This window comes from Saccharococcus sp. Marseille-Q5394 (assembly GCF_946901335.1).
GTDB classification, from domain to species: Bacteria; Bacillota; Bacilli; order Bacillales_A; family Planococcaceae; genus Sporosarcina; species Sporosarcina luteola_C.
The window spans coordinates 985,513-998,994 of the sequence record NZ_CAMPPQ010000001.1 but is presented as its reverse complement, the minus strand read 5'-3'; the positions used below and the strand labels follow the sequence as shown (position 1 = coordinate 998,994).

The following is a 13,482-nucleotide window of genomic DNA, read 5'->3' as shown; positions in this document are numbered from 1 at the left end:
CCCCTAAGAGAGTAATATTAAAGGGATTATTGCCAACTTAATAGAAGTATAGTCATATTGAGTATTTTCACTAACGTGGCCAGATTAGTTTAACAACAATTTGAAACTTTAGTACGTAATATGCATCTAATCTTTCAAGGGGGTGCCTTGTGAAAACTAAATTTACAATAAGTTTTACATTATTGATTTGTTTATTTTTTGCTGGCTGTTCTGATGATTATCAAGAAAGTTTTACTTTTACAGATACAGTAGAAGAGATTCTTGTTGAAGAAGAAATGTTGATTATGAAGGAGTATGGCGGGGTTTCTCACGGTAGACGAGAAGGAAATGTATACGAAATACCCGTTGATAACGTAGAGAAATATAACATTGGACAAAAGCTTGAAATAACTGTCTTTTCTAATACTGATGCTGATATTTGGAGATTAGACAATATGAAATTCGATATAAAAACAATCGAAAATTAAATTTCTTATTCAACGGGTGCTTTAGTTCAATAAGGACAGTAAAATATTACGCCGAAAAACGCTTGATTTGAGCGTTTTTATTTGTTTTTTATCTAGCTATTTCAGGTTAGTTGCACTTTTCTCCCCATCAACCGAACCCGTTATCATTAGATGGTCTTTTTTTATTTATGTTTGAAAAACACAAATACGATAATTGTTTTTTGGACAGCGTTATTGGTAGTTACACTTGTCAACATGGTAAGATAAGTGGAGATAACGTTTATTTTGGAGATTGAATTAGCCGTTTTCAGTTGAAACAATTTTTAGTTGATTGGAGTGGAAGGTGGCGACTCCTTGGGGATTAGCGAACGCCGTTACGAAGAACGGCGTTTGCGAACACAAGCGTAGCCTTGTGAGCAATGTATTTTGCGACCTTAAGGGAGCAGAATGAGGGCTGCCTTGATTTCTGAAAAAAGCGCAGAAATACGGCAAATCGAACCCTTAGTTGTTCGATTGGCTCACCGCCCGCCCGGAAAGCGTCCGCCGGAAACGGAAATCAACGGCAGGTAGCTGGAGGATAAAATTTAATTCAACTTATTATTAGATGAACGAATAAGGGAGTGGAGTCTTGTGACGAAAAAGAAAGTAGTTCTTTTAGATGGAAATAGCTTGGCGTATCGTGCGTTTTTTGCTTTGCCTTTATTAACGAACGATACTGGCATTCATACCAATGCAGTGTACGGATTCACGATGATGCTGCAAAACATACTGGCGGAAGAAAAGCCGACTCATATGCTCGTCGCCTGGGATGCCGGAAAGACGACGTTCAGACACTCCACATTCACGGAGTATAAAGGCGGCCGTCAAAAGACGCCACCGGAGCTTTCAGAACAATTCCCTTACTTGCGAAAGCTGCTTGACGCTTTCCAAATTCCGCAATACGAACTCGATCAGTATGAAGCGGATGATATTATCGGGACATTGAGCAAGTCGGGTGACGAAGAGGGCGTGGAAGTCGTCATCATTTCAGGTGACAAGGACTTAACGCAGCTGGCGAGCGACCATACGACGGTGTGCATTACACGAAAAGGGATCACTGACCTTGAAAAATACACACCAGCACATGTTATGGAGAAATACGGCATTACACCACCGCAGATCATTGACATGAAAGGTCTCATGGGAGATGCTTCCGACAATATTCCTGGCGTTCCGGGTGTCGGTGAGAAGACTGCGCTTAAACTATTGAAGGAATACGGCTCAGTTGAAAAAGTATATGAATCCCTGGATTCTGTTTCAGGAAAGAAATTGAAGGAAAACTTGACGGAAAATGAAGAGCAAGCATTCATGAGCAAAAAGCTCGCGACAATTGAAGTGAATGCACCCATTACAATTTCGATGGACGACTTGACATACTCGGGACCTGATGAAGAAAACGTCAAAACGATATATGAGGAACTGAAATTCAAGACGTTGCTTGAAAAAATGGCTCCCCAAACGGAAAGTGAACCCGTAAAGGAAATTGACGTTCAAATCGTAACTAATCCTGAAATGATTGAACTTGCGGATGAAATGGCAATCCATATTGAAATGATGGATGAAAATTATTTGTCTTCGGAAGTTACAGGCGTCAGCATGACGGACGGCAAACAAACACTATTCATTCCTATCGCGGTTTTGCAACAATCCGACCGTTTAAAAGAATGGCTGCGTGATGAAGAGAAAAGGAAGCTTGCAACCGATTCAAAAGCTGCCTCTGCATCATTATTACGATACGGCATCGAAGTGAATGGCTTTGAATTTGATCTATTGCTAGCGACATATATTGCGAATCCATCTACCTCTTATACGGATGTCGCTTCCGTCGCAAGGGAATTCAACTATTCAGATGTCCAACCTGATGAAGCTGTTTATGGAAAAGGCGCGAAAAAAGCATTGCCGGAAGAAAAGGTGCTTGCAGATCATGCCGGCAGGAAAGCTCAAGCTGTCTGGGAGCTCAGACCTATACTTGAAGAGAAATTACATGAAAATGAACAGTTTGAATTGTATCGCGAACTCGAAATGCCACTAGCAAACATTCTTGGGAAGATGGAATCGGCAGGTGTTAAGACCGACTTGGGCATCCTCCAGCAAATCGGCCTTCAGCTATCCACGAGATTGACCGAACTCGAATCGATCATTTATGAGATGGCTGGACAACCGTTCAATATTAATTCTCCAAAGCAGTTAGGAGAGATCCTGTTTGAAAAGATCGGATTAACGCCAATCAAAAAAACGAAGACGGGCTATTCGACTGCAGCGGATGTTTTAGAAAAGCTTGAAAGCGAGCATGAAATTATTAGTTTCATTTTGACATACCGTCAGCTCGGTAAGCTGAATTCGACTTATATCGAAGGTTTGTCAAAGGAGATCCACGAGGACGGAAAAATTCATACTCGATTCCAACAGGCATTGACGCAAACGGGCCGATTGAGCTCCATCAATCCTAACTTGCAAAACATCCCGATTCGGCTCGAGGAAGGTAGAAAGATCCGTGCAGCATTCGTTCCATCAGAGCCAGGCTGGCTTATGTTCGCTGCCGATTATTCACAGATTGAATTGCGTGTCCTTGCCCATATGTCCCAAGACGAGAAAATGATTTCAGCTTTCCGGGAAGGGGAAGACATCCATACGAAAACTGCGATGGATGTATTCGGAGTGGATAAAGACGCCGTGTCCTCAGACATGAGAAGGACTGCCAAGGCGGTTAACTTTGGAATTGTCTATGGCATAAGCGATTACGGTCTGTCACAAAGCTTGAATATCACCCGGAAGGAAGCAGGAAAATTCATCGACACGTACCTCGAGACATTCCCTGGAGTAAAGCAATACATGGAAGATATCGTCTCCGAGGCGAAAATGAAGGGCTATGTCGTCACGATGATGAACAGACGAAGATACTTGCCTGATATTACAAGTTCGAATTTTAATTTGCGGAGCTTTGCAGAAAGAACGGCTATGAATACGCCGATACAAGGGACTGCCGCAGATATCATTAAAAAGGCGATGATCGATATGGACGCCAGATTGAAGGAGGAAAAAATGCAGACGCGCATGCTCCTTCAAGTGCATGATGAATTGATCTTTGAAGCGCCTGAGGAAGAAATCGAAAAACTGAAGATAATCGTACCGGACGTGATGGAATCTGCATTGGCACTCGATGTACCTTTAAAGGCCGAGTGGGCGTTTGGTCATTCTTGGTACGAAACGAAGTGAGGAATAGAAATGCCAGAACTGCCTGAAGTGGAAGGTGTCGTCCGCGAATTATCGTCCGTCTCCATCGGACGCACCATTTCTGAAGTGCAAGTTTCCGATGTAATAAGGAAATCTAAAGAATTGGGCAAGGAAGCGATTGTCAAAGGGAAAACCCTTGAAGACTTCATCGAAGAGCTTGCCTTCATGACGATTGTGGACATCACGAGAAGAAGTAAATATATTTATTTTCATTTGGAAAAGGACGGGCTACCTTATTTACTGGTCAGCCATCTTGGCATGTCGGGTGCGTGGTTCATTGTCGACACGTTGGAAGACGTTACGGAACAGAAATTCAGGAACCATATCCATGTCGTTCTCAAGATGGCGGATGGAGGACTGCTCGTCTATTCCGATATCCGTCGATTCGGGGAATTGCGGCTGTTGCAAAAGGAAGGGGATTATACGCCATTGCTTAAAATGGCCCCAGAACCGTTTGACACAATTGCCGCCGACCATTTCCTCGCTATGGCTTCAACACCGAAATATGCGCGGAAGCCAATCAAAGAAGTGATCATGGATGGCCATGTCATTTCGGGTTGCGGAAACATCTACGCGACGGAAGCGCTATTTCGAATGAAGATCCATCCGGGAAGGGCGACGGAACGGATAAGCGAAAAAAGGAAACGGGAATTATTCCGGGAAATCGTTGATGTCTTGCAAGAGAGCATCGATGCGGGAGGAAGCTCCATCTCGGATTATCGGAATATTAATGGGGAAGCAGGAACGATGCAGACCCGTTTGAAGATGTATGGTAAGAAAGTGTGTGGAACATGCGGCAAAGAGACTAAAAGCATGAAAATCGCTGGTAGGACCTCTGTATATTGCCCTCAATGCCAAAGGTGAGGAAGGGATGATTCCAATGATCATCGGTTTGACAGGAAGCATTGCGACCGGCAAAAGCACTGTGTCGCGGATGCTAAAACAAAAAGGATATCCGATCGTTGACGCGGATGAAATTTCAAGACTCGTCGTGGAGCCCGGCAGTCCTGCACTTGATCAAATTGCCCAGACGTTCGGCGGGGATGTACTCCTGCCCGACGGTGCGCTGAACAGAGAAAAGCTCGGCAATCTCATCTTCAATGACGAGGAAAAGCGGAAAATGCTGAACGAGATCGTCCATCCAGCTGTCCGTAAGGAAATGATCCGGCAAAAGGAAGAATGGATAGATAAAGGGGCAAATACTGTCATCATGGATATTCCCCTCCTTTTTGAAAGCAAGCTTCAGTCGTATGTAGATAAAATAGTTGTCGTATCAGCAACCCCCTCCATTCAGAGGGAGCGTCTGATTGCGAGAAATGGCTACTCTACAGAGGAAGCGGATGCCCGCATCAACTCGCAGCTTCCGATTGCCAAGAAGGAATTGGGCGCGAATGCAGTCATTAATAATAATGGAACAATGGAAGAGACCGAAAACCAACTTGATGCAATATTAATTGAATGGCAAGCGGAAATTTAACTCGAATTATTTTATTCTCTGAAAAGTGGAACATTGCTATTTCATTCACAAACTCTTTCCACCCGGTTAAAATGTGCTATACTAATTAACGGATAAATGATAAAAAGTATATAACATTACGCGGGAGGATTTTTTCATGACTACTTCGATAGCGATAAACGGTTTTGGGCGGATTGGCCGCATGGTTTTCCGACAAATTATCACGAAGGATGACGTGGATGTAGTAGCAATAAATGCATCTTATCCGGCAGAAACGTTAGCCCATTTGATTAAGTATGACACTAATCATGGAGTTTTTGACGGTGAAGTCGTTGTGGAGCAAAATGCTCTTGTTGTCAACGGAAAACGCGTCCAATTACTAGCGGAGCGCGATCCATCAAAGTTGCCTTGGAAAGAGCTTGGTGTCGATGTCGTCATTGAAGCGACGGGTGTATTCAATGAGCGTAGTAAAGCTGCCCTTCATATGGAAGCAGGAGCGAAGAAAGTCATCCTGACAGCTCCAGGGAAAAATGAAGACGTTACGATTGTTCTCGGTGTGAATGATGAAAAGCTAGATATTGAAAAGCATGATATCATTTCCAATGCAAGCTGTACGACAAACTGTCTTGCACCGGTTGCAAAAGTATTGAATGATACATTCGGCATTGAAAACGGATTAATGACAACTGTTCATGCTTATACAAACGATCAGAAAAACTTGGATAATCCGCATAAGGATCTTCGTCGTGCGCGTGCTTGTGCACAGTCGATCATCCCGACTTCTACTGGTGCAGCAAAAGCGTTATCGCTTGTCCTGCCTGAGCTTGAAGGGAAAATCCACGGAATGGCGCTACGTGTACCGACGCCGAACGTGTCATTGGTCGACCTAGTCGTTGACGTGCAAAAAGATGTAACAGTGGAGGAAGTGAATGAAGCATTCATCAAAGCTGCAGAAGGTCCGATGGCGGGAATCCTTCGTTTCACGACTGAACCACTTGTATCGATCGACTTCAACACGACTACGGAGTCCGCAACGATTGACGGACTGTCGACGATTGTCATGGGCGACCGTAAAGTGAAAGTACTCGCTTGGTATGACAATGAATGGGGCTACTCCGCCCGCGTTGTCGAATTGGCTATAAAAGTTGGAAATGCATTGAATTCCAAAGTGAATTCCTAATTCGTAAAATAAAAATCGTCCAGGTCGATTACTCGACTTGGACGATTTTGTGTTCCCATTCATTTTTTCATTGAACTTCTGTTATAATCGATATACTATACGGAATTGCGGAGGAAGCAAAAATGATATGTCCAGCTTGTCATTATAATGGCACCCGGGTCATCGATTCCAGACCTGCTGAAGAGAATCGATCGATCAGACGACGCCGTGAATGCGAGAAATGCGCTTTCCGCTTCACGACATTTGAAAAAGTGGAAGAGATGCCGCTCATCGTCGTGAAAAAGGATGGCACGCGGGAAGAATTCAGCGGTGAAAAATTGTTGAGGGGATTAATTCGTGCTTGTGAAAAGCGTCCGGTTGATCTGGAAGCAGTAAAAAACATCGTTTATTTAATAGAAAAAGAATTGCGAAGCTCAGGGACTGTCGAAATCGATTCCAAGGATGTCGGCGAAATGGTTATGGAAAAATTGGCCGATGTCGATGAAGTCGCATATGTCCGGTTTGCTTCTGTCTACCGGCAATACAAAGATATAACAGTTTTTATTGATGAACTGCAGAGCTTGCAGAAGAAAAAGGATGAAAACTGACTTTGAATAAAGGAAGGAAAGAGGGGTTCCGAAAAAATGCTTTACCAGGAATTGCAACCAGTCGATACATTTACAATCAAGTTGTCACACCCATTTTCGGATTATGACCGGCAACTCCTCACTTTGTTCTACCAACCATTGATCGGTCCTGACGCCATGAGTCTCTTCATGTCTCTCTGGGCTGATGCGGAGCGTGAAACGGAAAGCGAATTCAGTCATTATTACTTAATGAATTTATTGACAATGCCTTTAGTTAAAGTATTTGAGGCTAGAATCTCCCTTGAGGCGATCGGCTTGTTGCGTACCTATTGCAAACAGGTGGATCAGGATCGCATTTTCTGTTACGAACTATTGCCGCCATTGGATGCGAAGTCGTTTTTCGATGATCCACTGTTATCCACATTTCTTTTCAGTAAAATTGGTGAGCAGGCGTACCGAAGTCTGAGGACACGCTTTCTGGTCGATGATCCGCTGGATGAGCAATATAAGGAAGTGTCACGCACATTTCTGGATGTGTTCAAGCCTATTCGGTACAGTTCATCGGAAGGGATGGACGAGGGCGGCCAAATGACGGGACGCAATGAACCAACCGGCATCCCGTTCGCTTATTCCGATTTCGATTTCAATCTATTCCGGGCGGGACTTTCAGAACAGATGGTGCCAAAATCAGCCCTCGCTTCAGTATCGAAGGAATTGATCGAGAAATTAGCATTCCTCTATTCATTAACACCACTCGATATGCAAAAAGTCGTTATGATGGCTCTTGATGAAAACTTGAAACTACCAGAAGACCGTTTGCGGAAAGCGGCTGTCGATTTTTATAAGATGAATATTTCTCAAAATGTCCCCTCTATAGAAAAGACATTCCAGAAGGAAAAGAAACATGTCACTTCCGAGCCTCTCACTAGGGAAGATGAACTGCTCGTTTATATGGAGAACACATCACCCCGTGAAATGCTGAAAGACTATACGGGGAATGAACCGCTCCCGGTGGATGTCCAGCTAGCTGAAAGGCTTGTGACGGTACACGGATTTACAGTTGGAGTTGTAAATGTCCTATTGCATTATGTAATCATCCGTAATGATGGAAAGATTACGAAGAACTACGCAGAGAGGATCGCTTCGCACTGGGCGAATAAAAAGATAGAAACCGCAAAACAGGCGATGGAAATATCCCGCAAAGAGCATGATCAATATATCAAATGGCAGAAGGAAGGCAGCCGGAAAACAAGTGGCCGGAAACCGGTGAGGGAAGAGAAGGTGCCAGAATGGTTCAACAAGCCAGAGGAGCAGAACGTGTCGAAGGATGAGGCGGATCCTGCCATTGATGAAAAGCGCCGTGAACTGCAAGCTAAGCTAGATGCCATGAGAATGGAGGGAAAATAAGATGGAGCGAATTGGAAATACATTGAAGCGTGTTATCAATTCTTCGGATTTGGCCGCAAGATATGAGCAAGTGCGCAATGAAGTGATGGAATCTCCTGGAGTCCAGAAATTCATCGAGGAACATTCCGATGAAATCGATAAATCCGTCGTAGAAAAAAGCCTAGGGAAACTATTCGAATATGCTTCCGCATCACACAAATGCGACAAATGCCCCAATATCAATGGCTGTATAAATGTGATGAAGGGATTCGAGCCGAAACTTATTCTCACACAAGGTTTCATCGACATCGACTACATAAAATGCCCGAATAAGCTGATTGACGATGAAAGCCGCAATATCGCGAATATGATCGATAGTATGTATATGCCTAAAGATGTCATGGATGCGCGCCTTCCAGATGTCGATTTGGGGCATGACACGAGCAGGATCATTGTTGTAGAGGAAGCATGGAAATTTTTGAATGAACTAAGCAGCACAAACAAATTGCCCGAGCGCGGCCTTTATATCCATGGACCGTTCGGAACCGGTAAATCGTATGTGCTCGGAGCATTGGCGAACGAACTTGCCAACCGACACATCCGGACGGTTGTTGTGTATATCCCTGAGTTTTTAAGAGAAATCAAGCAATCAATTCAAGATCAGACGTTGAACGAAAAAATCGACTTTGTAAAAAAGGCGGACGTCCTCATGCTTGATGACTTCGGTGCTGAATCTATGTCCGCATGGGCGCGTGATGAAGTGCTCGGCACGATCTTGCAATATCGCATGGCTGAAAAATTGCCGACCTTCTTCACCTCGAATCTTAACCACGATGAGCTTGAACATCATTTGACTTATACACAACGCGGCGAAAAGGAAGCTGTCAAAGCGCAGAGACTTATGGAACGGATTAAAATGATCAGCAAACCCGTCCAATTGAAAGGGAAAAACCGAAGAAATGGGTGAGGGGAATTTATCCACTTGCAATTGTCTGAGTTTTTCCTTATACTAATGAATATTATATCTACAATTATTAATGCAAATGCATTGAAGAGGACATGAATCGATTCATCCACTTACAGAGATCAGGGTCATTTGGCTGGAAGCCCTGAAGTGCAGAGGATTGATTTACCACCTTGGAGCAGCATCGGTGAACTAGCATCACTAGCCGATGACGGACCCCGGCCCGTTAGCCGTTTCAAGCTTCATCTTTCCGGTTATATGGCCGGATGGAAGGAAGAAGGGTGGAACCGCGAGCAACAGCTTCGTCCCTTTATAGGGATGGGGCTTTTTTTGTTCAAAAAAATAAGTGAGGAGTGTTTACAATGGCAGAAAATATTCAATTGAAATTTCCGGATGGGGCGATAAAAGAGTTTCCGAAAGGCACAACAACAGAAGACGTGGCAGGCTCCATTAGTCCAGGGCTACGAAAAAGCGCACTTGCAGGCAAAGTCGGGGAACAGCTCATCGACTTGAAAACACCGATTGAAGAAGACGGTGAGATTGCAATCATCACACCACAATCACCAGAAGCGCTCGAAATTCTGCGCCATAGTACGGCCCATTTGCTTGCACAAGCTGTCAAACGGAAATTCCCGGACGCAAAACTAGGCATTGGCCCAGTCATCGATAACGGTTTCTATTATGATATCGATTCACCAACGCCAATCACAGCTGAAGACCTTCCTGAACTTGAGAAGGAGATGAAGCGAATCATCGGTGAAAATCTACCAATTAATCGCATTGAAGTTTCTCGCGACGAGGCCGAAAAGCGCTTCAAGGAAATTGACGATCCTTACAAAATCGAACTATTGGAAGCAATTCCGGAAGGCGAACAAGTATCCATCTATGAGCAAGGCGAATTTTTCGACCTTTGCCGCGGAATCCATGTCCCTTCAACGGGCAAGTTGAAAGAGTTCAAATTATTGAGCATCGCGGGCGCGTATTGGCGCGGTGACTCGAAAAACAAAATGCTTCAACGGATTTACGGTACAGCATTCTTTAAAAAGGACGAACTACAGGAACACCTCCGGATGCTCGAAGAAGCCAAAGAACGCGACCACCGGAAAATTGGGAAGGAATTGAATTTATTCACGAACTCCCAAAAAGTCGGCCAAGGTCTTCCGCTTTGGTTGCCGAAAGGTGCTACGATCCGCCGCATCATCGAACGCTATATCGTCGATAAAGAAGTGAAGCTTGGCTATGACCACGTCTATACACCGGTACTAGGAAGCGTCGAGCTCTACAAGACATCCGGTCACTGGGGTCATTACCAAGACGGCATGTTCCCAGTCATGAGCATGGACAATGAAGATCTCGTCCTCCGTCCGATGAACTGCCCGCATCATATGATGATCTATAAAAACGGCATCCACTCCTATCGGAACTTGCCGATCCGTATTGCAGAGCTAGGCACGATGCACCGCTATGAAATGTCAGGTGCATTATCCGGACTGCAGCGTGTCCGCGGAATGACTCTGAACGACGCGCATATCTTCGTCCGCCCGGATCAAATCAAAGAAGAATTCAAACGTGTCGTCCAACTCGTCATTGACGTCTACAAAGACTTTAATATTAAAGATTACTCATTCCGTATATCCTATCGCGATCCGGAGGATACAGAAAAATACTTTGACGATGACGAAATGTGGGAACGCGCACAGAGCATGTTGAAAGAAACGATGGATGAAATGGGTCTACCGTACGTCGAAGCTGATGGTGAAGCTGCCTTCTACGGTCCAAAACTCGATGTGCAAGTGAAAACAGCAATCGGTATGGAAGAGACACTCTCAACTGTACAGCTCGACTTCCTACTTCCTGAGCGCTTCGACCTCACATACGTAGGAGAAGACGGCAAGCAACATCGCCCAGTCGTCATCCACCGCGGCGTCGTCTCGACAATGGAACGATTCGTTGCATTCCTGATTGAAGAATACAAAGGTGCATTCCCAACATGGCTAGCACCGGTTCAAGTCGAAGTAATCCCGGTTTCACCAGAAGCTCACTTCGACTATGCAAATGAAATACGTGAGAAACTGGTTGCAGAAGGATTCCGCATCGACCTTGACAGCCGCGACGAAAAAATCGGCTACAAGATCCGCGAAGCCCAAGTCCAAAAGATCCCGTACATGCTCGTCCTTGGAGACAAAGAAGTCGAATCCGGCGAAGTCAACGTAAGAAAATACGGCGAACAAAAATCCGAAAGCATGCCATTTGAAGATTTCTTAAAAATGATTCAAGCCGACGTTTCACACGAGAACTAATAACCGTGGACGTGGGGCAACTAATAGATAAAATATAATCGCGCTAAATGCATCTTGCGCTGATTTATATGCTTGTCTAACGTTTTATGCGCTATTCAAGCGAATTTCTAACCGTAATACTTAGTATTAATACTCTCCATTGATTGTAGCGGAAGGCGGCGACTCCAGCGGGAATAGCATGAACTGAAGACCCCGCAACGTAGCGTTGCGAAGTGAGGAGGCTGAAGCCATGCCCGCGGAAAGCGTCCGCCTGAAGCGAAAATCAACCGTGCAATTAATATGTTGACAATGAATAAATAAGATGGTAGACTTATTAAGGTTAATGAATACAGTTTGTGGTATAAGAAGGAGCTGCCCGCTTCTCACCTGATCGACGCATAACGTTGTTGACAGGTTGCACATAAGTGAACGTGCCGTGCAATTATTTGCATGTACACATAAGCGGGTAGACAAAAGTTACTTTTGTCTACTTTTTTTATTGTCCGGCTCTTATTAAACGAATGGACCATGGGACCGTCGCAATAATGGACGGTATACCCAAACCGTGTATTCGCGATACAACATTCGGAGGTGGATTACTATTAGCAAAGACATGTACGTAAATGAGGGCATCCGTGCCCGCGAGCTTCGTCTGATTGACCACAACGGCGACCAGCTTGGAATCAAAACACGCACCGAGGCTCTTGAAATTGCAGCACGCGCGAACTTGGATCTTGTCCTAGTCGCTCCAACAGCAAAGCCGCCTGTAGCACGTGTCATGGACTACGGCAAATTCAAGTTTGAACAACAAAAGAAAGAACGCGAAGTTAGAAAGAACCAAAAAATCATCAACCTCAAAGAAGTGCGGTTAAGCCCCACTATTGACGAACATGATTTCCAAACGAAGCTTCGTAACGGTATCAAATTCCTGCAAGCAGGGGACAAAGTGAAAGCGTCAATCCGTTTCCGTGGTCGTGCAATTACGCACAAGGAAATCGGTCAACGTGTTTTGGACCGCTTCGCAGAAGAATGCAAGGAATTCTCAACGGTTGAAGTAAAACCGAAAATGGAAGGCCGGAGCATGTTCCTAATACTTGCCCCGACTGCCGAAAAAAAGTAACGCGAACGATTTAGGAGGAACAGATCATGCCAAAAATGAAAACTCACCGCGGATCCGCGAAACGTTTCAAGAAAACTGCAACTGGTAAAGTGAAACGCGGCCGTGCGTACACAAGTCACCTTTTTGCCAATAAGTCTACAAAAGCGAAACGCCACTTGCGTAAAGCTTCACTTGTTTCTTCAGGCGACTACAAACGTATCCGTGAAATGATCACATACATGAAATAATCATTTTCAACCCCCCGTTCAAAGAGTACGATTTACGAAGGCGTGGCGATATACGTCAGCCCGAGTTCTCCATATCCTCTTTTTGAACCACTAATACAACATTCTTTAGGAATAGCAGGAGGTAATGAACTATGCCACGCGTAAAAGGTGGAACAGTGTCGCGCAAGCGCCGTAATCGAGTATTGAAATTAGCTAAAGGCTATTTTGGATCAAAACATAGACTTTACAAAGTAGCAAACCAACAGGTCATGAAATCATTTAACTATGCATACCGTGACCGCCGTCAGAAAAAACGTGATTTCCGTAAACTATGGATCACACGTATCAACGCAGCAGCACGTATGAATGGCCTTTCATACAGCACATTGATGCACGGTCTTAAAGTGGCTGGCATCGAAGTGAACCGTAAAATGCTTGCTGATCTTGCAGTAACAGATGCACAAGCATTTGCACAACTTGCAGCAACAGCAAAACAGTCAGTCGCGAAATAAGCGATTTACCAATATACAGCCCCGCGCCGTTAACCGGCAGCGGGGCATTTTGTTATGGTTTAAAAAATAAAAGAAAATTAATGAACTTACTATA

At 44.5% G+C, this 13,482-nt stretch carries 12 protein-coding genes and 1 other annotated feature; all 12 genes read left to right on the top strand.

Annotated elements, in window-relative coordinates; genetic code table 11:
- The first annotated feature begins 149 nt into the window (after positions 1 to 149).
- The 12 genes from OC538_RS05000 to rplT all read left to right on the top strand — a co-directional run bounded on the left by OC538_RS05000 (position 150) and on the right by rplT (position 13,388).
- The gene (locus tag OC538_RS05000; protein ID WP_251694183.1) at positions 150 to 467 is read left to right on the top strand and encodes a hypothetical protein; all 318 of its coding nucleotides are present in this window, start codon (positions 150 to 152) and stop codon (positions 465 to 467) included.
- A gap of 609 nt (positions 468 to 1,076) precedes the next feature.
- Positions 1,077 to 3,701 (top strand): DNA polymerase I, encoded by a 2,625-nt coding sequence (gene polA, locus OC538_RS04995; protein ID WP_251694184.1) that lies wholly within the window; start codon positions 1,077 to 1,079, stop codon positions 3,699 to 3,701.
- 9 nt (positions 3,702 to 3,710) lie between these two features.
- Positions 3,711 to 4,583: a bifunctional DNA-formamidopyrimidine glycosylase/DNA-(apurinic or apyrimidinic site) lyase gene (gene mutM, locus OC538_RS04990; RefSeq protein WP_251694185.1), complete on the top strand. Its 873-nt coding sequence runs from the start codon at positions 3,711 to 3,713 to the stop codon at positions 4,581 to 4,583.
- A gap of 16 nt (positions 4,584 to 4,599) precedes the next feature.
- The gene (gene coaE, locus OC538_RS04985) at positions 4,600 to 5,196 is read left to right on the top strand and encodes a dephospho-CoA kinase (protein WP_285847104.1); all 597 of its coding nucleotides are present in this window, start codon (positions 4,600 to 4,602) and stop codon (positions 5,194 to 5,196) included.
- Between the two features lie 136 nt (positions 5,197 to 5,332).
- Positions 5,333 to 6,355, top strand: coding sequence for a glyceraldehyde-3-phosphate dehydrogenase (locus OC538_RS04980; RefSeq protein ID WP_251694186.1), 1,023 nt, complete (start codon positions 5,333 to 5,335; stop codon positions 6,353 to 6,355).
- Positions 6,356 to 6,477: 122 nt separating this feature from the next.
- Positions 6,478 to 6,942: a transcriptional regulator NrdR gene (gene nrdR / locus OC538_RS04975; RefSeq protein WP_251624968.1), complete on the top strand. Its 465-nt coding sequence runs from the start codon at positions 6,478 to 6,480 to the stop codon at positions 6,940 to 6,942.
- A gap of 36 nt (positions 6,943 to 6,978) precedes the next feature.
- Complete coding sequence (locus OC538_RS04970; RefSeq protein ID WP_251694187.1) at positions 6,979 to 8,328, top strand: replication initiation and membrane attachment family protein; 1,350 nt, start codon at positions 6,979 to 6,981, stop codon at positions 8,326 to 8,328.
- A gap of 1 nt (position 8,329) precedes the next feature.
- Positions 8,330 to 9,274 (top strand): primosomal protein DnaI, encoded by a 945-nt coding sequence (gene dnaI / locus OC538_RS04965; protein ID WP_251694188.1) that lies wholly within the window; start codon positions 8,330 to 8,332, stop codon positions 9,272 to 9,274.
- A gap of 359 nt (positions 9,275 to 9,633) precedes the next feature.
- Positions 9,634 to 11,571 (top strand): threonine--tRNA ligase, encoded by a 1,938-nt coding sequence (gene thrS, locus OC538_RS04960; protein WP_251694189.1) that lies wholly within the window; start codon positions 9,634 to 9,636, stop codon positions 11,569 to 11,571.
- A 336-nt stretch (positions 11,572 to 11,907) separates the two neighbouring features.
- Positions 11,908 to 12,055, top strand: a sequence feature (ribosomal protein L20 leader region).
- Positions 12,056 to 12,163: 108 nt separating this feature from the next.
- Positions 12,164 to 12,670: a translation initiation factor IF-3 gene (infC, locus tag OC538_RS04955; RefSeq protein ID WP_251694190.1), complete on the top strand. Its 507-nt coding sequence runs from the start codon at positions 12,164 to 12,166 to the stop codon at positions 12,668 to 12,670.
- 26 nt (positions 12,671 to 12,696) lie between these two features.
- Positions 12,697 to 12,897 carry a 50S ribosomal protein L35 gene (gene rpmI, locus OC538_RS04950; RefSeq protein ID WP_041075504.1) on the top strand — a complete coding sequence of 67 codons (201 nt, stop codon included), beginning with the start codon at positions 12,697 to 12,699 and terminating at the stop codon, positions 12,895 to 12,897.
- 131 nt (positions 12,898 to 13,028) lie between these two features.
- Entirely contained in the window at positions 13,029 to 13,388 is a 360-nt protein-coding gene (gene rplT / locus OC538_RS04945) for a 50S ribosomal protein L20 (protein ID WP_251694191.1), read from the top strand.
- Positions 13,389 to 13,482: the final 94 nt, after the last annotated feature.